At 67.0% G+C, this 17,211-nt stretch carries 15 protein-coding genes; 8 read left to right on the forward strand and 7 right to left on the reverse strand.

Annotation, left to right across the window (positions count from 1 at the left end):
* Nucleotides 1–7: 7 nt before the first annotated feature.
* The gene (locus HNP55_RS17375) at nucleotides 8–1,267 is read left to right on the forward strand and encodes a YihY family inner membrane protein (RefSeq protein ID WP_184302182.1); all 1,260 of its coding nucleotides are present in this window, start codon (nucleotides 8–10) and stop codon (nucleotides 1,265–1,267) included.
* On the opposite strand, the gene HNP55_RS17380 is transcribed toward HNP55_RS17375, so the two are convergent.
* Nucleotides 1,256–1,834, reverse strand: a complete 579-nt coding sequence (locus HNP55_RS17380; RefSeq protein ID WP_184302184.1) for a helix-turn-helix domain-containing protein — start codon at nucleotides 1,832–1,834, stop codon at nucleotides 1,256–1,258. The genes HNP55_RS17375 and HNP55_RS17380 overlap by 12 nt on opposite strands.
* A 94-nt stretch (nucleotides 1,835–1,928) precedes the next feature.
* Here HNP55_RS17380 and kbl point away from each other — a divergent pair, with 94 nt between their 5' ends.
* Genes kbl through HNP55_RS17395 form a run of 3 tightly spaced genes read left to right on the forward strand, consistent with a single transcriptional unit; the run spans nucleotide 1,929 to nucleotide 5,018 of the window.
* Nucleotides 1,929–3,134: a glycine C-acetyltransferase gene (gene kbl / locus HNP55_RS17385; RefSeq protein WP_184302186.1), complete on the forward strand. Its 1,206-nt coding sequence runs from the start codon at nucleotides 1,929–1,931 to the stop codon at nucleotides 3,132–3,134.
* 13 nt (nucleotides 3,135–3,147) lie between these two features.
* The gene (locus HNP55_RS17390; protein ID WP_184302189.1) at nucleotides 3,148–4,095 is read left to right on the forward strand and encodes an NAD-dependent epimerase/dehydratase family protein; all 948 of its coding nucleotides are present in this window, start codon (nucleotides 3,148–3,150) and stop codon (nucleotides 4,093–4,095) included.
* A gap of 41 nt (nucleotides 4,096–4,136) precedes the next feature.
* Complete coding sequence (locus HNP55_RS17395) at nucleotides 4,137–5,018, forward strand: MipA/OmpV family protein (protein WP_184302192.1); 882 nt, start codon at nucleotides 4,137–4,139, stop codon at nucleotides 5,016–5,018.
* Here HNP55_RS17395 and HNP55_RS17400 read toward each other — a convergent pair.
* Entirely contained in the window at nucleotides 5,006–6,307 is a 1,302-nt protein-coding gene (locus HNP55_RS17400) for an MFS transporter (protein ID WP_184302195.1), read from the reverse strand. The genes HNP55_RS17395 and HNP55_RS17400 overlap by 13 nt on opposite strands.
* A 236-nt stretch (nucleotides 6,308–6,543) precedes the next feature.
* On the opposite strand from HNP55_RS17400, the gene HNP55_RS17405 reads away from it, so the two are divergent.
* Together HNP55_RS17405 and HNP55_RS17410 are read left to right on the forward strand one after the other, a co-directional pair.
* A complete protein-coding gene (locus HNP55_RS17405; RefSeq protein ID WP_184302199.1) occupies nucleotides 6,544–7,830 on the forward strand; it encodes a glycerate kinase in 1,287 nt (428 codons plus the stop codon).
* A gap of 27 nt (nucleotides 7,831–7,857) precedes the next feature.
* On the forward strand, nucleotides 7,858–8,754 hold the full coding sequence (locus HNP55_RS17410; protein WP_184302202.1) for a LysR family transcriptional regulator: 897 nt from the start codon (nucleotides 7,858–7,860) through the stop codon (nucleotides 8,752–8,754).
* Here the strand turns inward: HNP55_RS17410 and HNP55_RS17415 are convergent.
* Together HNP55_RS17415 and HNP55_RS17420 are read right to left on the reverse strand one after the other, a co-directional pair.
* Nucleotides 8,734–9,534, reverse strand: a complete 801-nt coding sequence (locus tag HNP55_RS17415) for an alpha/beta fold hydrolase (RefSeq protein ID WP_184302204.1) — start codon at nucleotides 9,532–9,534, stop codon at nucleotides 8,734–8,736. The two genes, HNP55_RS17410 and HNP55_RS17415, sit on opposite strands and share 21 nt — an antisense overlap.
* Nucleotides 9,535–9,551: 17 nt before the next feature.
* Entirely contained in the window at nucleotides 9,552–10,856 is a 1,305-nt protein-coding gene (locus HNP55_RS17420) for an O-acetylhomoserine aminocarboxypropyltransferase (protein WP_184302209.1), read from the reverse strand.
* 107 nt (nucleotides 10,857–10,963) lie between these two features.
* On the opposite strand from HNP55_RS17420, the gene HNP55_RS17425 reads away from it, so the two are divergent.
* Nucleotides 10,964–11,434 (forward strand): CBS domain-containing protein, encoded by a 471-nt coding sequence (locus HNP55_RS17425; protein WP_184302211.1) that lies wholly within the window; start codon nucleotides 10,964–10,966, stop codon nucleotides 11,432–11,434.
* 155 nt (nucleotides 11,435–11,589) lie between these two features.
* Nucleotides 11,590–12,693, forward strand: a complete 1,104-nt coding sequence (locus HNP55_RS17430; RefSeq protein WP_184302216.1) for a hypothetical protein — start codon at nucleotides 11,590–11,592, stop codon at nucleotides 12,691–12,693.
* 7 nt (nucleotides 12,694–12,700) lie between these two features.
* Here the strand turns inward: HNP55_RS17430 and HNP55_RS17435 are convergent, their stop codons facing one another.
* The 3 genes from HNP55_RS17435 to HNP55_RS17445 all read right to left on the reverse strand — a co-directional run bounded on the left by HNP55_RS17435 (nucleotide 12,701) and on the right by HNP55_RS17445 (nucleotide 17,021).
* Entirely contained in the window at nucleotides 12,701–14,407 is a 1,707-nt protein-coding gene (locus tag HNP55_RS17435; protein WP_184302225.1) for a dockerin type I repeat-containing protein, read from the reverse strand.
* A gap of 16 nt (nucleotides 14,408–14,423) precedes the next feature.
* A complete protein-coding gene (locus HNP55_RS17440; protein WP_184302228.1) occupies nucleotides 14,424–15,950 on the reverse strand; it encodes an esterase/lipase family protein in 1,527 nt (508 codons plus the stop codon).
* A gap of 102 nt (nucleotides 15,951–16,052) precedes the next feature.
* A complete protein-coding gene (locus HNP55_RS17445) occupies nucleotides 16,053–17,021 on the reverse strand; it encodes a hypothetical protein (RefSeq protein ID WP_184302233.1) in 969 nt (322 codons plus the stop codon).
* Nucleotides 17,022–17,211: the final 190 nt, after the last annotated feature.

Genomic DNA, 17,211 nt, shown 5'->3' on the forward strand with positions numbered 1-17,211 from the left:
AGCCAGCATGAGAAATTCCCCTGTTATCGATCCGAATGCCGCCGCTCCGGCGCCGAGGAAGTTCAGCCAAATCCGCCAAAGCCGTTTGTGGCTGGTGCTGGTCAATCTGCATGCCCGTTTCAAGGAAGAGCATCTGGGCCTGACGGCCGGCAGTCTGACCTTCACGACGCTGATCTCCCTGGTGCCCTTGCTGACGGTGATGCTGGCCTTGTTCACCGTCTTCCCCATGTTCTCGTCCTTCCAGGTGGCGCTGGAGAAGTACTTTCTGCAGAACCTGATCCCGGCCAATATCGCCCGGCCGGTGCTGACCGGCCTGACCCAGTTTGCCGCCAAGGCCAAGGGCCTGGGCAGCATGGGCGTGGCCTTGCTGGGCTTCACCGCCCTGGCCCTGATGCTGACGATAGACCGCACGCTGAATCTGATCTGGCGGGTCAAGCGGCCACGGCCCATCGCCCAGCGGGTGCTGGTTTACTGGTTTGCGATGACGCTGGGTCCGCTGATCCTGGGCGGCAGCATCGTGTTGACCAGCTATGCCATCACCACCGGCCAGGACTGGCTGGGCGATCTGCCCGGCAACTGGTCTTTCTTTCTGTCCCTGGTGCAGGTGCTGATCATGGCGGCCGCGGTATCGGGCCTGTTCCACTATGTGCCCAACACCCATGTGCGCTGGCGCCATGCCGCTTTTGGCGGGCTGTTCGTGGCCCTGGCCTTCAGCGCGGCCAAATGGGCGCTGGCCTGGTATCTGAAACATGTGCCGACCTATTCGACGCTTTACGGCGCCTTTGCCGTGGTGCCGGTGTTCCTGATCTGGCTTTATCTGGGCTGGGTGATCATGCTGATCGGCGCCGTGCTCGCGGCCAATGCGCCCAGCCTGGCCGGCGGCATGCCGCGCCGGGCCGAGGCGCCGGGGCTGCAGCTGGAGCTGGCCCTGGACGTCTTGCGGGCCTTGTGGCGCGCGCAGCGCGAGGGACGTGGGGGCTTGAGCAGCTCGACCCTGGCGCTGACGCTGCGGGTGGACCCGCTGCAGCTGGAGGCGGTGCTGGACGGCCTGGTCGGGCTGGACTGGGTGGGCCGGCTGGAGGAGGGCGGCGTGCAGCGCCTGGTGCTGCTGTGCGCGCCGGAGCAGGTGCCGGCCCAGGCCTTGCTGCAAGCCACCGTGGCCCAGCGCACGCCGGGCCTGCAGCTGCTGTGGGCGCGCAGCGACTGGGAGCGCCTGCGCCTGGTCGATCTGCTGCCGCCCGAGGCGGCCCCTGGCTCAGCTGTGTAAGACCACTAGCAGGGCCATGGCGGGCTGCTGGCCCGGGTTGCGGATGGCGTGGGGCCCGTCCACCGCGTAGCGGGCCGTCTCGCCCGCCGACAGGGTCTGCGAGGCACCGCCGGCGTTCACCACCAGGCTGCCGCTGAGCACGCTCAGATGCTCGCGCGAGCCGGGCTCATGGGCGGCCGACTCCAGCGCGCCGCCGGGCTGCACGCTCAGCTCATACCACTCGAACTGCCCGGCCAGATCGATAGGGCCCAGGATGCGCAGCTGGCACAGGCCGTCGGGGCTGCTCATGGCCGGCGTGCCATGGGCCGGCACGGTCTCGATGGCGGGCGGGCTTGTGCGCTCGCCGCCCAGCAGTTCGGCCAGCTCCACCCGCAAGGCATTGGCCAGGCGCCAGACCACGGCCACGGTCGGATTGGCCTGATTGCGCTCGATCTGCGACAACATGGACTTGGAAACCCCGGCGCGGCGGGACAACTCGTCCAGCGACAGACCTTGGGCCTGCCGCAAGGCTTGCAGGGTTGCACCTACCTTGGGAGGTTCTAGGGTGTCGAGATTCGCTGCAGACATGCTTGACCTTGAAAATGAAATCCTAGATACTGCACACAAATTCGATATATCGAACTGCGTTCAATTTAGTGAATTGTGCATCAGGAGACAGACCATGGCTACAGCGCAAGACTTCTACGCCCACATCAATGCCGAACTCGCCGGCATTCGCGAGGCCGGCCTTTACAAGAGCGAGCGCATCATCACCGGCGCCCAGAGTGCCGTGGTGCACACCAATGATGGCCGCGAGGTCATCAATCTCTGCGCAAATAACTACTTAGGTCTGTCCTCTCACCCCGAGGTGATAGAGGCCGCGCACGAGGCCCTGCGGACTCATGGTTATGGCCTGTCCTCGGTGCGTTTCATCTGCGGCACGCAAGACCTGCACAAGACCCTGGAGGCCCGGCTGTCCAAATTCCTGGGCACCGAGGACACCATCCTCTACGCCGCGGCCTTCGACGCCAACGGCGGCCTGTTCGAGCCCCTGCTGGGCGAGCAGGACGCCATCATCAGCGACGAGCTGAACCACGCCTCCATCATCGACGGCATCCGCCTGTGCAAGGCCAAGCGCTTGCGCTACAAGCACAACGACCTGGCCGATCTGCAAGCCCAGCTGGAGGCCGCCAAGGCGGCCGGCGCCCGCCACACCCTGGTGTTCACCGACGGCGTGTTCTCCATGGACGGCACCATCGCCCAGCTGGACAAGATCCGCGCCCTGTGCGACCAGTACGGCGCCTTGCTGGGCATCGATGAATGCCATGCCAGCGGCTTCCTGGGCCAGACCGGCCGCGGCACGCATGAGTACCGTGGCGTGTTCGGCAAGATCGACCTCATCACCGGCACCCTGGGCAAGGCCCTGGGCGGCGCCTCGGGCGGCTTCACCAGCGGCCGCAAGGAAGTGATCGAATTGCTGCGCCAGCGCTCGCGCCCCTATTTGTTCAGCAACACCGTGGCGCCCAGCATCGTTGGCGCCTCCATCAAGGTGCTGGACCTGCTGGAAGCCTCCACCGCCTTGCGCGACAAGCTGGAAGCCAATACCGCCTATTTCCGCCAGGCCATCCAGGCCGCCGGTTTCGAGATCAAGCCCGGCAGCCACCCCATCGTGCCCATCATGGTTTATGACGCCGTGACGGCGCAAAAACTCAGCGCCCGCATCCTGGAACTGGGCATTTACGCCGTGGGCTTCTTCTTCCCCGTCGTGCCCAAGGGCCAGGCCCGCATCCGTGTGCAGGTCTCGGCCGGCCATGAGCGCGAACACCTGGAAAAAGCCGTGGCCGCCTTCACCCAGGCGGGCCGTGAACTGGGCCTGATCAAGTCCTAATTTCTTTTTTACTATGACCACCAAGATCCTCATCATCGGCGCCAACGGCCAGATTGGCTCCGAGCTGGCCGCCGAGCTGGCCCTGCGCCACGGCAATGCCAATATCATCACCAGCGATCTGGCCCCGCAAGGCCGCGTGCCCCAGCTGGTGCACGAGATGCTGGACGTGACCGATGCCGCCGCCCTGGCCGCCGTCGTCAAGCGCCATGGCATCACCCAGATCTACCATCTGGCCGCCGCCCTCTCGGCCACCGGCGAGAAGCACCCCATGTGGGCCTGGGACCTGAATATGAAGGGTCTGCTGAATGTGCTGGAACTGGCCCGGGTGCAGAAGCTGGAACGCATCTTCTGGCCCAGCTCCATCGCCGCCTTCGGCCCCTCGACGCCGACGCTGGACACGCCCCAGACCACGGTGATGGACCCGACCACCATCTACGGCATCTCGAAGTTAGCGGGCGAGCGCTGGTGCGCCTGGTACCACGCCAACCATGGCGTGGACGTGCGCAGCATCCGCTACCCCGGCCTGATCAGCCACAAGACCCCGCCCGGCGGCGGCACCACCGACTACGCGGTCGACATCTTCTACCACGCACTGAAGACCGGCAGCTACAACTGCTTCCTCGAAGAGAAGCAGGGCCTGCCCATGATGTATATGCCCGACGCCTTGCGTGCCACCATCGAGCTGATGGAAGCGCCGGCGGAATCCGTCAAGCAGCGCGGTTCCTACAATCTGGGCGGTGTCAGCTTCACCCCGGCCGAGATCGCCGCGGCCATCCGCGCCCATCTGCCCGATTTCAAGATCGCCTACGCGCCCGATTTCCGCCAGGCCATCGCCGCCAGCTGGCCGCAGCGTATCGACGATAGCGAGGCCCAGCGCGACTGGGGCTGGAAGCTGGAGTACGACCTGCGCGCCATCGTGGCCGATATGTTGAAGGAAATAGCCCGCAAAGAGCCGGTTTAAGCGGCCTTGCTTTGCGGGGCTGCTGCTAAGCTGGGCTCATCATGCCCAGCAAGCTTCTTGCCCCCGCCTTTTTTTGCCTGAGCTTGTGGGCCGCCGCCAACTCGGTGGTGGCCGCAGAAGCCGGGGCCGAGGGCGGCCAGCCGCAGCCGGCCGAGCCCTCCTGGTTCGATCTGCCCGGCGATGATTTGCGTTATCTGCTGGGCGCCAGCCTGAGTTACGCGCCGTCCTACCCCGGCGCGCGCAGCATGGAAACCTCGATCAAACCCATGTGGGCGGCGCGCTGGGGCAAATGGCGCTTGTCCAGTTCCGGCGGCGCCGGCCTGATGGGTTTTGGTGCGGAGTCCATAGGCCCGGGTTCGGGCGCCAGCCGCGATCTGTATCGCTCGGCAACGCTGCGCCTGGGCCTGACCCTGCGCCTGGACAGCGGCCGCCGCAGCAGCGATGCCGCTTACACCGAAGGCCTGCCCGATATCGGCCGCACCCTGCGCCTGCGGCTCTACGCCAGCAAGACCCTGGCGCCGCAATGGCAGCTCTCCGCCGCATGGAGCCAGGACGCGCTGGGCCGCAAGGGCGGGGCGATCTGGAATATGGATCTGGCCCACCGGTTCTACCGTTCCAGCGACGGCGCCAGCGAGTTGATGGCGGGCGCGGGCCTGAGCGGCGGCGATGGCCGCTATATGCTCAGTTACTTCGGCGTGCCCGCCGACAGCCAGGCCGCCCAGCGCCTGGGCCGCAGCTACACGCCGGGCGCCAGTTTCAGCGAGGCCAATCTGGGCCTGAGCTATACCCGCGCCCTGAGCCCGCACTGGGTTTTCAATAGCAGCCTGGGCTGGAGCCATTTGCTCGGGGCGGCAGCGGCCAGCCCCTTGAGCGAGCGTGCCGGCGGCTACAGCCTGGGCCTCAGCCTGGGTTATCGCAACTGACCCCGGGCCGGCAGCTTGACGGCCAGCAAGACCAGCAAGGCCCCCAGCAACAAGCTGGCCGCCAGCATCAGCATGCCCCAGCTGGTCTGGCCGGTGGCGTCCTTGATGGCGCCCACCATAAAGGGGCTGACAAAGCCGGCCAGATTGCCGACCGAGTTGATGATGGCGATGCCGGCCGCCGCCGCCGTGCCGCCCAGAAAGGCGGTCGGCAGGGTCCAGAATAGCGGCAGGCAGCTCAGGATGCCCATGGTGGCCAGGCTCAGGGCGGCCATGGCCAGCACCGTGTTGCTGCCGTAAACCGTGCTCAGCAGCAGGCCCAGGCAGCCCGCGAGGGCGGCCAGGGCGATATGCCAGCGGCGCTCGCCCGAGCGGTCCGAGCTGCGCGCCGCCAGCACCATGGCCAGGGCGGCGCAGCCGTAGGGAATGGCCGTCAGCAGGCCGACGCTCAGCACATCTTTCACCCCGGTGGACTTGATCAGCTGGGGCAGCCAGAAGCTGACGCCGTACAAGCCCATGATGAAGCAGAAATAGATGGCGCTCATCAACCAGACCCGGCCATTGGCAAACACCTGGCCGGTGGACAGGCTGGCCTTGCCCACGGCGTCCTGGGCGATATTGGCCTTGAGGAGCGCCTTTTCCTCAGCTGTCAGCCATTTGGCGGCGTCGATGGAATCGTCCAGATAGAACAGCACCCAGATGCCGACCGCAGCCGAGGGCAGGCCTTGCAGCAGGAACATCCACTGCCAGCCATGCCAGCCGTTGACGCCCTCGAAGTGCGACATCATCCAGCCCGACAGCGGCCCGCCCAGCACGCCCGACAGCGCGATGGCGGTCATGAACAAGGCCACCACCCGGGCGCGGCGCGCGGCGGGGAACCAGTAGGTCAGGTAGAGGATGATGCCGGGGAAGAAGCCCGCCTCGGCCACGCCCAGCAGAAAGCGCATGGTGTAGAACATGGCGGGCGTGCTGACCCACAGCATGGCGGCCGAGAGCAGGCCCCAGGTGACCATGATGCGGGCGATCCAGACCCTTGCGCCCATGCGGTGCAGGATGATGTTGCTGGGCACCTCGAACAGAAAGTAGCCGATGAAGAAGATGCCCGCGCCCAGGCCGTAGACGGTGTCGCTGAACTTCAGGTCGCTGAGCATCTGCAGCTTGGCAAAGCCCACATTGACCCGGTCCAGATAGGCCAGCACATAGCAGAGGAAGAGAAAGGGGATGAGACGCCAGGCCACCTTGCGGTAGCTGCGTTCCTCCAGAATCTTGGCGTCGAGCGTGGGAACTTGCATGGGCTTGACCTTGCTTGGGAATTTGCTGAGGCGCCCAGCCTAAACAGCTGCAGCAAACCATGCCATGGAGAATATTTCATGCAGGTCTTGCGATGCAGGCATGCCCAGTATTGCCGCGGCTTTGCGCGGCGGTAGCCCGGCGAGCCTAGGGGTAAACACATGTTTCCTGCAGGGAATGGGGGGCTTGCCTGATTGCCATTGGCCGCCCGCTCCGGCAGTCGTTAGAGTCGGGTGCCATGAGCAGCCTGACTTCCTCCCACCGCGCCGAGCGCCAGCTCCTGCGCCAATTGTTCGACGCCGCCGTCCATGCGGTGGACCCGCTGGTCTGTGTGGGCCCGGCTCTGCCGGATCGGCCCGCACAGGGCCGCGTGATCGTGCTGGGTGCGGGCAAGGCGGCGGCGCGTATGGCCCTGGCCGTCGAGCAGGCCTGGGGTACCGACGCGCCGGGTGCGGCGGTCTCGGGTCTGGTGGTGACGCGTTACGGCCACGGTGAGGCCACCGAACGCATCCGGGTACTCGAGGCCGGCCACCCGCACAGCGATGCGGCCAGCACCGAGGCGGCCCGCCAGATGCTGGCCCTGGCGCGCAGCGCCGGGCCCGAGGATTTGCTGCTGTGCCTGATCTCCGGCGGCGGCTCGGCCTTGCTGAGCCTGCCGGCCGAGGGCGTCAGCGCGGCGGACAAACGCGCCGTCTGCGCCCAGCTGCTGCAATGCGGCGCCCCCATTGCCGAGATCAACTGCGTGCGCCGCCAGCTCTCCGCCATCAAGGGCGGCCGCCTGGGCGAGGCCTGCGGCGCGGCGCGCGTGCTGACCCTGGTGATCTCCGATGTACCGGGCGACGACCCCGCCGTGGTCGCCTCCGGTCCTACCATGGCCGATGCCAGCAGCGCCGCGCAGGCCTTGGCGGTTCTGCACAGGCATGGCATTACGCCGCCAGCCTCGGTGCATCGTTACCTGACGCGGCCGGCCGCCCGTCCCGTGGTGGCCACAGGCCCGCGTGAGGTCAAGCTGCTGGCCACCGCCCAGCAAAGCCTGGAGGCCGCCGCTGCCCTGGCTCGCCACTTTGGTTTGCAGCCGCTGATGCTGGGCGGCAGCCTGGAGGGCGAGTCGCGCGATGTGGCCGCCGTGCATGCCGGCATCGCGCGCCAGATCCGCAGCCATGGCCAGCCGCTGGCGGCGCCCTGCGTGATCCTGAGCGGCGGCGAGACCACGGTGACGGTGCGCGGCGATGGGCGGGGCGGGCGCAACGCCGAGTTCCTGCTGGCCCTGGCCCAGGCCGGCGCCGATGTGCCGGGCCTGTATGCCCTGGCCTGCGATACCGACGGCATCGACGGCGTGGAAGACAATGCCGGCGCCCTGCTGGACCCCAGCAGCCTGGCCCGCGCCGCCGCGCTGGGCCTGTCGGCACGCGAGCATCTGCAGCGCAACGATGCCTACCACTTCTTTGCGGCCCTGGACGACCTGGTCCTCACCGGCCCCACGCGCACCAATGTGAACGACTTCCGCGCCATTTTGCTGCGCTGAAGCCGGCGGGCGCGGCAGAATCCCCGCATGGAGTTCTATCAACTGCGCAGCTTTGTGGCGGTGGCCCGCAGCGGCCATCTGACCCGCGCGGCCGAGCAATTGCATCTGACCCAGTCGGCGGTGTCCAAGCAGCTGCGCGCGCTGGAGGAGGAGCTGGGCCTGGCCTTGTTCGAGCGCTCGGCCAGCGGCATGAGTTTGACCGGGGCTGGCCGGCGCCTGCTGCCGGCGGCCTTGCGGGCGGTGGATTCGGTGCAGGACCTGCAAGGTCTGGCGCGCTCCCTGCATGCCCAGGTCGGCGGTCGCCTGCGCCTGGGCACCATCATCGACCCCGAGTCCATCCAGCTGGGCGGTTTGCTGGGGCATTTGCTGCAGTCCTATCCCCTCATCGACGTGCAATTGCAGCACGGCATTTCGGGCACGGTGCTGGCCCAGTTGCAGCGTGGCGAGATCGATGCCTGCTTCTATCTGGGCGAGTTGCAGGAAGCTGAGTTGCTGGTTCTGCCGCTGCGCCAGGAGGCTTATGTGGTGGTCGGCCCGACGGCCTGGGCCAGCGCCCTGGCGCAGGCCGATTGGGCGGCCCTGGCCCGCATGCCCTGGGTGGGCACACCGCCGGGCAGCTCCCAGCACATCTTGCTGGGCGAGGTGTTTGCCCGCCAGGGCCTGACGCATCGCTGCGTGGTGGAGGCCGACCAGGAGGCCTCGATGATCGAGCTGATGCGCTCGGGCGTGGCGCTATGTCTGATGCGCACGCGCCTGGCCCGGCAGCTGCAAGCCCAGGGCCAGGCCGTCATCTGGGCAGGCACCGTCATCCCTTGCCCGCTCTCCATGCTGATGCCAAGAAAGCAGCAGCACGCGCCCGTGCTGAGCGCGCTGCGCGAATGCCTGGGCCGGCTTTGGCCGCAATCAGGCGAGGGCCTGGCGTAGCGCGGCCAGCAGCTGTTCCGGCGCCTCGGCCATCAGGGAATGACCGGCGGGCAAGAGATAGGTCTTGGCCTTGAGGGCGGCGGCCAGGGCCTGGCTTTGCTTGGGCGCCGTCATCTGGTCGTGCTGGCCCAGCAGCAGGCTGACGGGGCATTGCAGCTTGGCGGCCGCCTCCAGGCCTTGGTCGTAGGCATCGCAGACACGGAAGTCGTGTTCAAACAGATTCAAGCCCGTCTGCCCGGCCTGGATGCGCTGCATCAGCGCCCGGTTGCCACCGTGCAGCCAGGCCCCGGGGCCGGGGTAGCCGGGCTTGCTGGCCCAGCTGGAGATGGAGAAGTTGTTGACCATATCGATGGCCTTCAGCGGCTCGTGGCGGGCCATGCTCAGCAAGGCCTCGGACACCTTCATCGGATAGGCCGTGCCCACCATCGCCAGCCGCCGCACCCGCTCCGGCGCCTGGGCCGCGGCCTCCAGCGCGATCAGCGAGCCCATGCTGTGGCCGACCAGGCTGGCCTGCTGCACGCCGGCGGCGCTCAGCAGGTCCAGCAGCCAGGCGCCCAGGGACTGCACATCGGTCGGCAGCGGCCCCGCGCTGCGGCCATGGCCGGGCAGGTCGACGGCCAACACGCTGTGGCCATGGTGGGCGAACCAGCGCGCCAGCAGGGTCCAGACGCTGTGGTCGTGCAGGGCGCCATGCACGAAGACCAGGCAGGGCAGGGCGGGATCGAAGGGCTTGCCCCCCGTGTAGGCATAGGCTTGCGCGCCTTTGACATTGAATTCCATCGCTTTGTTCTCCCGGCTTATTTGGCGGCGCGCTTGAGCGCTTGTTTCAGATCGGCGATCAGATCGTCGGCGTCTTCCAGGCCTATGGACAGGCGCAAGGTGCCGGCCGTGATGCCGGCCTGGGCCAGCGCGCCATCGTCCATGCGGCTGTGGGTGGTCGACGCGGGGTGGATGACCAGCGAGCGGCAGTCGCCCACATTGGCCAGGTGGGAGAAGATCTTCAAGGCCTCGACAAAGGCGCGGCCTTGCTCGCGCGAGCCCTTCAGATCGAAGCTGAAGACCGAGCCGCAGCCGCGCGGCAAGAGCTTTTGCGCCAGCGCATGACTGGCGTGGCCGGCCAGGCCCGGGTAGCCGACCTGGGCCACCTGGGGCTGGGCGGCCAGGAACTCGGCCACCTGCTGCGCGTTCTGCACATGGCGCTGCATGCGCAGGGACAGGGTTTCGATGCCTTGCAGAATCAGCCAGGCCGTGTGCGGGCTCATGCAGGCGCCGAAGTCGCGCAAGCCCTCGCGGCGGGCGCGCAGCAGGAAGGCGCCCACCGTGCTCTCCTCGCTGAAGACCATGTCGTGGAAGCCGGCATAGGGCTCGCACAGCTCGGGGAAGCGGCCGTGCTGGGCATGGGCCGCTTGCCAGTCGAAGCGGCCGCTGTCCACCAGCACGCCGCCCACCACCGTGCCGTGGCCGCTGAGGAATTTGGTGGCCGAGTGGTAGACCAGATCGGCACCATGCTCGAAGGGCCGCAAGAGATAGGGTGTGGTGAGGGTGGAGTCCACCAGCAAGGGCAGCCTGGCCCGATGGGCGATCTCGGCCACCTGGGGAATGTCCAGCACATCGAGTCCCGGATTGCCGAGGGTCTCACCAAAAAGTAATCGGGTATTTGGGCGGATGGCGGCGCGCCAGCCGGCCAGATCGCCGGGGCGGACAAACGTCGTTTCAATGCCGAAGCGTCTGAGCGTGTAATGCAGCAGATTGTGTGAGCCGCCGTAGAGCGCCCCGCTGGCCACGATGTGCGAGCCGGCCCCGGCCAGGGTGGCGATGGCCAGGTGCAGGGCGGCCTGGCCGCTGGCGGTAGCGATGGCGCCGACGCCGCCTTCCAGGGCCGCCACCCGCTCCTCGAACACCGCCGTGGTGGGGTTGGACAGGCGCGAGTAGACATGGCCCGCGCGTTCCATATTGAACAGCGAGGCGGCGTGCTCGGAGCTTTCGAACACAAAGGAGGTGCTCAGGTGCAAGGGCGTGACCCGCGCGCCCGTGCTGGGGTCGGGGGCCGCGCCGGCATGCAGGGCCAGGGTGTCGAAAGAGGGGTCGGCATAGCCAGCCATGGTGTCTCCCAGGTGTTTGATGCGCGAATTGTGTGCTATGTTTAAACGCAGTCGTATCACGCGGGGCCTCCATCTCACTTCAGGCCCCGTTTCAAGAGGAGAGAATCATGAAAGTCGTCGACATCCTGCGCGTCAAAGGCGGTACCTTGTTCACCGTCACGCCCGACGAAACCCTGGCCCAGGCCGTGGCCACCATGTCGGAGCGCGATATCGGCTCCCTGGTGGTGATGGAGCATGGTGACCTGGTCGGCATGTTGACCTTTCGCGAGGTGATTGCCGCCATCGCCCGCAACGGCGGCTCGGTCGGGACCTCGCTGGTGCGCAGCGTGATGGACGACCACCCCCTGACCTGCACGCCCGAGACCGAGATCGACGAGGTCCGCCGCATGATGCTGGGCCGTCACGCCCGCTATATGCCGGCCCTGAACGGCCGCACGCTGATGGGCGTGATCTCTTTCTACGACGTGGCCAAGGCCGTGGTCGACGGTCAGGACTTCGAGAACCGCATGCTCAAGGCCTATATCCGCGACTGGCCGGTGGAAGAAAACGCCGGCGCCGCGGACGAGTCCAAACTTTGAGTTTGAGCGGCTCGCGGCCGGGCCCCGGCCAGGTATCCAGCGAAAGCGGCCGTCTGGCCGCTTTTTTTTCGCAGGCCGTGCCAATGCAGCTCGGGCCCGCCTCACGCCGCCAGACCTTGCGCTTGGCAGCCTGCCTGCTTCTCAGCCCCCCGGCCATGACTTTGTTCAACGCCGCCCTGGCCGCCAGCCCCGGCGGCCCGCAAATCCAGCGCCTCAGCCTGGCCGCCGGCCAGGCGCAGCAAGACCTTGTTTTCGAGCTCTCGGCCGAGCTGGGTGGGGGCGAAAGCCGGGTGGTGTTTGCCGCCTTGCGCAGCACCGTGCCCTTGAGCGCGATCGAGCTGCTGGACCCCCTGCAGCGCCGGGTCTGGCGCAAGACGCCGGCCCAGCTGGGCCTGACGCCGCGGGCCCTGGCACAGCATCCGGAACTGGGGGAGGCCATCGTCTTGCCCGAATTGCGCCTGCCCCAGGCCGGCCGCTGGCGCCTGCGGCTTGAGCGGGCCCAGCCGCTCAAGCCGGGCGGCCAGGTCTTGTTTTCATTTCGGCATTTGCCGCGCTATGAGCTGAGCCTCACCGCCCTGAGCACCGAGCCGGCCTCGGGCCAGGTGCAGAACTATGTGCTGCGCCCCGCCGACTTTGGCGCGCCGGTTCTTGGCCTGGGCGAACTTGCCCTTGTCCTGCAAGATGCCAGTGGCCAGACCGTCCCCGTACCGGCCGCGCGCGAGCGCCTGCGCACGCCGGCCGGGCTCTTGATCAGCGACGAGCCCGGCGCCTATATCAGCCGTTTTGCCCTGCCGGCCGCGGGCGCGTACCGCTTGCGGGCGCGCCAGCAATTCCAGGGCGGCCGGTTCGCGGAGGCCGAGCTCAAGCTGGAGGCCGGGGGCGGGGTGCTCGCGGCCGGCGCCCCCCTGCGCTTGGAGCGCATTCGCCTGGAGCGCCAGGGCGAGTGCGCGCAAGCCGCCGTGCTGGAGATAGGCCTGGAAGTTGCCAGCCCCGGGCTGTATGCCGTCACCGTGCTGCTGCTGGCCGGCCCCAGCTCGCGCCAGCTGAGTCGCTCGGCCCAGCTGCCCGCGGGCAAGGCCAGCCTGCCTATTTCGGTGCCCGCCAGCGTCTTGCGTGAGCTGGGCGGCCCGCCCAGCCGCATCGCCAGGCTGGGCCTTGTCCGTTTCGGGCCCGACCAGGCCGGGCCGGTGGCGGAGCTGCTGGATCTGGCCCTGAGCGCCGAGCAGCAGGCCATGTTCAAGGCCTTGTGCCCGGGCTGATCGGGTCTCAGTTTTTGGGGCAGTTCGGTGCGGCGCAGGCTTTCAGAATCAGCAGGCGAGCATCCTGCAGATCGATCTTGCCGTCGCCATTGAGGTCGCGCCTATCGCCCGGGATCAGCGGACTCTGGCCACGGAATTGCAGCAGCAGATCGCGGTCGGCGGTGTTGACGCTGCCGTCGCCGTTCAGGTCCCCGCTGATGGTGGGGAAGATCTGCCACCGCGACAGGCTGCTGCCACCGACCGGAATCCGCGAGGCTTGCGCCGTGCTGCCGCCGCCTACCACCAGGACCGATTCGATCCGGTAGGGCCCGTCGCTGCGCTGCAGCTTGTCGGCCATCACCGTGGCGCTCACCCGGTTGTCGCCGGCGTTGAGGAAGTTGTTGAGGCCGAACTGGCCCACCTCCAGGCCTTGCGCGTCCAGGACCTTGAAGGAGATCTGGTAGCTGTCCGAGACATTGACGCGCACCGGCAGGCTGAATTCCAGCTGGCCGATGAATCCGTTGCGCAGCACCGGGTTGACCGAGGCCGCATTGGCCAATTCGATGGGGGCGGAGCAGAACTGCGCCAGCGTCAGGCCGCTGAAGCTGGTGGCGGATGGCTTGCGCATTTCCAGTCGCGGTGATTGGCCCGAGAAGGCCAGCACGTCCAGCGGGTCGACGATGAAATCGCCGTCGGCGGCAAAGCTCTTGCGGATCTCGCTGGCGGTATAGGACAGCTTGGCATTGAGGGCGCCCGGGCCGCTCAACACCACATTGCTGCGCTTGAGCAGGCTGCCCGGGCCGCCGCTGCTGAGCAAGGTGCCGGCGGTGGAATAGGTGCCGGCGCTGGCCACCGTGCCGCTCAAATTGACGTCCAGCTGGCGCACACAGCCCGAGGCATCGCGTATCACCGTGCCGCTGACCGAGCCGAAGACGAAGTTGGCGGGCACGATGTCCACAAAGGCCGTGGCGCTGCGCTGGATGCTGCCGCCGCCCGGCGCGGGAATGCTGACCTTGCCATCGATCTGGTAGCGGCCTGTCTGGCCGAAGCGATAGCCCTGGCTGTAGATGCCATCGTCGGCCAGGCCGTCGAAATCGGCCGCCTGGCCGTTGTCCACGGCATTCAGCGTGGCCAGGGGATTGCCGTCCTTGCTGATGCTCAGGCTGGGCGCCAGATGGGTCATGGGCAGGCCCTGGTGCAGCACCAGCATGCCCAGCGGTACCGGTTGGCCGACGCGGAAGCTCTGGCCGCTGATCACCATGCCGACCTGGTAGGGCGACTGGGCATAGCTGCTCAGAATCGCCACCGTGGGCACGGGCGCGGCCGGGAAGTTGGCCTGCAGCGTCCACACGCCATCGGCTGGGTTGGCGATGCTGGGCGTGATGAAGACGCCGCCGGGCAGGGGTGGGCTCAGCTGGGCGCCGTCCAGAAAGCTGATGCGAGGGTCATTGGCCGCGATCACCTCCTGGCCTTGCGGGTCCAGCAGGCTGATGTGGGCGCCGCTTACCGGCAGGACCAGCTGCAGGCGCAAATCGCTGAGGGCCGCGACCGGAATCTGCAGGCGCAGCTGGGTGCTGCCGGCCGTGATGGGCTGGGCCCAGGTATGGGTCGGCGAGGTGTTGATCAGGCCGGAGTTCTGCGCCTGGGCGAGGGGCAGGGGGCCGGCAAAGCCCAGGGCGATCCCCAGGGCCAGGGCGCTCAGGCGCAGGGTTTGGTGGAGTCGAACAAAGCTCATGATGCGGGCTCCTGGCTCAGCGAAGTTTGATCGATTGGTCAAGCAGCTTGCGCACGTTGTCGCCGTTCTTGACCGTCGAATGATTGGTATTGCTTTGATTGCCCAGGGGCGTGCCCCAGCCCGGATTGGCGCTGTTCAGGCCCACCACCACATCGTTGGGGTTGAGCTGGGCGTTGAGCACCGTTTTGTAAGTCAGCACGGTGATGGGCGGAGCCTGTGGGTCCAGGCTGGGGATGACTTCGAAGCTCAGCTGTACCGCCGAGCTGAAGTTGCAGATGCCCATATAGGCCAGGCGCAGCGCGCTATAGGTGTAGCTGCCGACGAAAGGCACGCTGGAGACGGGATTCATGGGGTCGATCTCGCCATCGGTGGGCTCGCGGCTGCAGTTGGGGCCGGCGTCCGCACCGATGGTGAAGGTGTTGGCCACATTGCCGCGCAGGCCGGCGGGAATCGCTTCGTTGGCGACCTGGGTCGTCAGGTCGATCAGGCCCGGGGGCTGGGGGCCGGCGCCAAAGCCGCTGGCGATGCCGGCCACGGTGCTGTCGATGAATCTGCGCGCATAGCCGTTAGGGTCCTGGCCATTGCCCTCGTAAATCGTCGCCAGGCTGCGTTGCAAGAGGGTCAGGTCCGCCACCACCGAGCCCCGGTGCGGGGTCGACAAAGTGCCCAGGGACAGCACCTCGAAATCCGGCGGGCTCAGCACGGCCAGGGCCTGGGAGTCCAGGCCGCCCTTGCTGTGCACGATCAGATTGACCTTGCTGGCCTTGACGGTGTCGAGGAAGCCCTTGATCTTGGTCTTCAGGTCTTGCGCGTTCGTCATCACCGCGCCGTTCTTGTTGGCGGTGGAGAAACGGTCGAAGAGCACGCCGCTCTCGTTCATGGTCTTGAGCACGCCGGGGGCGGCGCCGTCTTCCCAGGTGCTGCGGTCGGCCGCGATGCCGTGCGCCAGCACATAGGGGAAGGCCGCGTCGAACTCGATGCCCACCCAGTCCACCGCCATGCACCAGTACTCGCCATTGCCGACATTGCCGGTGTCGATATCGACCTTGAATTCATTGACCACGCCGGGGTTGCCGGGGCTGGCGAACTTGACCTGGCTGATGTCGACCTCGAAGGAGTCGTTCACCCAGGTGTTGTTGAAGCCGGACAGGGTCTTGATGAAGGTTCCGTTCCAGGACAGACGGTCGATCTCGGGCGCGTAAGTACCGTCGGTGATGGCCTTGTCGTCGATGTCATAGACCGGGAAGGAGATCTTGGCCTTGGCTCCCACCACCTTGTCGGCGATCAGCTTGCCCGGGTCCTTCAGCGTGCCATCGGGGTTGAGCTGGGTTTCGTTGACGGGGGCAGGCACCTTGAAGCGCACCAGCAGCGGGCCGCCGCTGCGGTAGGTGCAGCCGGTGTCCAGGCCGCCGCCCGAATTCATCACATATTTGCCCATATCCTCCTTGGGCGGAGGGAAGGGCGAACTGGTCTGGGCTTGGCTCCAGAGGCTGCAAACGCCCAGAGCCAAGCCAACGCCGAAGCGAAGCAAGGGTGTCTTCATGATGGTTTCCTTTTGACTCAGGAGTCGGCCAAGGCTTTGGCCGCTGAAGAAGGGGTGGGGCCCGGCTGCCTGGACCCGCGGACTTTGCTCAAGCCTTGTGCGTCAAGGTTTGCTGAAGCTGGGCGAGCCGATGTGGATGCTGTCGCCCCGTGCCTGCGCCAGGCCCTGGATGCGTTGGCCCACCTTGTCGGCGCCCAGGGTATTGGAGGTGGTGACCCAGAACACCCGGCCGTCATCCACCGCTTTCAGCTTGGCGCGGCTGCCCGCCACCTCCAGGACCAGCGCGTCTATCGGCGTGCCCTTGCTGGCGACCACCGGGCTGCTGTTACTGGATGTGGTCTGGGCCTGGGCTGGGCCGCTGAAGCTGAGGGCGCCCAGCAGCAAGGCCAGCGCCGCCGTGGCACTGCGCAGCAAGGCGCCGTTCTTGCCCAGGCTCAAACCCATGGCCGCCAAGGCCAGCAAGGCCAGGGCGAGGACGCCTGGCTCGGGAACCTGGCCGTTATTGGGGGTGATTTCGACGAATGCAGAGGCCGGGTTGTAGCTCATTTGGAGCCCGTTCGAGCCGCTGTCCAGGAACAGCAGAGAAGGGTCGCCCAGATCGAGCCTGAACTCCGCCGCACTGCTGGGCGCCAGGGCGGTGAACATCAGGCTCAGGAATCGGAAGCCGTCGGCCTGATTGGCGTCCAGGGCCGCCGCGCTATTGCCCGACAGGCCGTATGCATCGATGACGCCGCCGCCTGCGCTGGCATTGCCCGTGAAGCCAAAAGAGCCGGCCTCGGGCAGGTCCAGCTGATTGGCGCCGCTGCTGGGGTCGACAAAGCTGAAGCCGCTGAGGCTGGCCAGCGCCGGGTTGATCAGCACATCGATATCAAAGCCGCTCAAGGAGTCTTGCGAGCCGGCACTCAGGCCTGCAATCGCGAAGTTGATGGAAAAGCTCTCGCCCACATGCACGCTGGACTGCGAGGCGCTGACGATCACCACCGGGGCGGCCTGGGTGGCCGCCGGGCCCAGCAAGCCAAGGGCCAAGCTGCTCGCGCACAGCGCTTGTTTGCACAAGAGACCTAGATTCATAAAACACTCTCCCTGAACATCAATGATTCGACAGACAAACCTAAGACCGAGGCCGCATGGCCCTGGCTCTTGGTGACGAGGGTTGGAACCGCGCCTCCGGCAGGTGTGCGAGCCGACGGCGCATTGCGACGCGGCTACACGGCCAGCTTGTTTTTGTTTCTTGTTATTGGCGCTTTGGGCGCTTGGGGCT

The sequence above is a fragment of the Roseateles oligotrophus genome (assembly GCF_014204525.1).
Taxonomy (GTDB): domain Bacteria; phylum Pseudomonadota; class Gammaproteobacteria; order Burkholderiales; family Burkholderiaceae_C; genus Paucibacter_A; species Paucibacter_A oligotrophus_A.

Excerpts from the sequence above, each read along its gene's own strand:
- HNP55_RS17405 (WP_184302199.1), top strand. The coding sequence starts at position 6,544 with ATGAGCAGCCTGACTTCCTCCCACCGCGCCGAGCGCCAGCTCCTGCGC.
- HNP55_RS17380 (WP_184302184.1), bottom strand. The coding sequence starts at position 1,834 with ATGTCTGCAGCGAATCTCGACACCCTAGAACCTCCCAAGGTAGGTGCA.
- HNP55_RS17440 (WP_184302228.1), bottom strand. The coding sequence starts at position 15,950 with ATGAAGACACCCTTGCTTCGCTTCGGCGTTGGCTTGGCTCTGGGCGTT.
- HNP55_RS17395 (WP_184302192.1), top strand. The coding sequence starts at position 4,137 with ATGCCCAGCAAGCTTCTTGCCCCCGCCTTTTTTTGCCTGAGCTTGTGG.
- HNP55_RS17435 (WP_184302225.1), bottom strand. The coding sequence starts at position 14,407 with ATGAGCTTTGTTCGACTCCACCAAACCCTGCGCCTGAGCGCCCTGGCC.
- HNP55_RS17415 (WP_184302204.1), bottom strand. The coding sequence starts at position 9,534 with ATGGAATTCAATGTCAAAGGCGCGCAAGCCTATGCCTACACGGGGGGC.
- kbl (WP_184302186.1), top strand. The coding sequence starts at position 1,929 with ATGGCTACAGCGCAAGACTTCTACGCCCACATCAATGCCGAACTCGCC.
- HNP55_RS17430 (WP_184302216.1), top strand. The coding sequence starts at position 11,590 with ATGACTTTGTTCAACGCCGCCCTGGCCGCCAGCCCCGGCGGCCCGCAA.
- HNP55_RS17400 (WP_184302195.1), bottom strand. The coding sequence starts at position 6,307 with ATGCAAGTTCCCACGCTCGACGCCAAGATTCTGGAGGAACGCAGCTAC.
- HNP55_RS17375 (WP_184302182.1), top strand. The coding sequence starts at position 8 with ATGAGAAATTCCCCTGTTATCGATCCGAATGCCGCCGCTCCGGCGCCG.
- HNP55_RS17410 (WP_184302202.1), top strand. The coding sequence starts at position 7,858 with ATGGAGTTCTATCAACTGCGCAGCTTTGTGGCGGTGGCCCGCAGCGGC.
- HNP55_RS17420 (WP_184302209.1), bottom strand. The coding sequence starts at position 10,856 with ATGGCTGGCTATGCCGACCCCTCTTTCGACACCCTGGCCCTGCATGCC.
- HNP55_RS17425 (WP_184302211.1), top strand. The coding sequence starts at position 10,964 with ATGAAAGTCGTCGACATCCTGCGCGTCAAAGGCGGTACCTTGTTCACC.
- HNP55_RS17445 (WP_184302233.1), bottom strand. The coding sequence starts at position 17,021 with ATGAATCTAGGTCTCTTGTGCAAACAAGCGCTGTGCGCGAGCAGCTTG.
- HNP55_RS17390 (WP_184302189.1), top strand. The coding sequence starts at position 3,148 with ATGACCACCAAGATCCTCATCATCGGCGCCAACGGCCAGATTGGCTCC.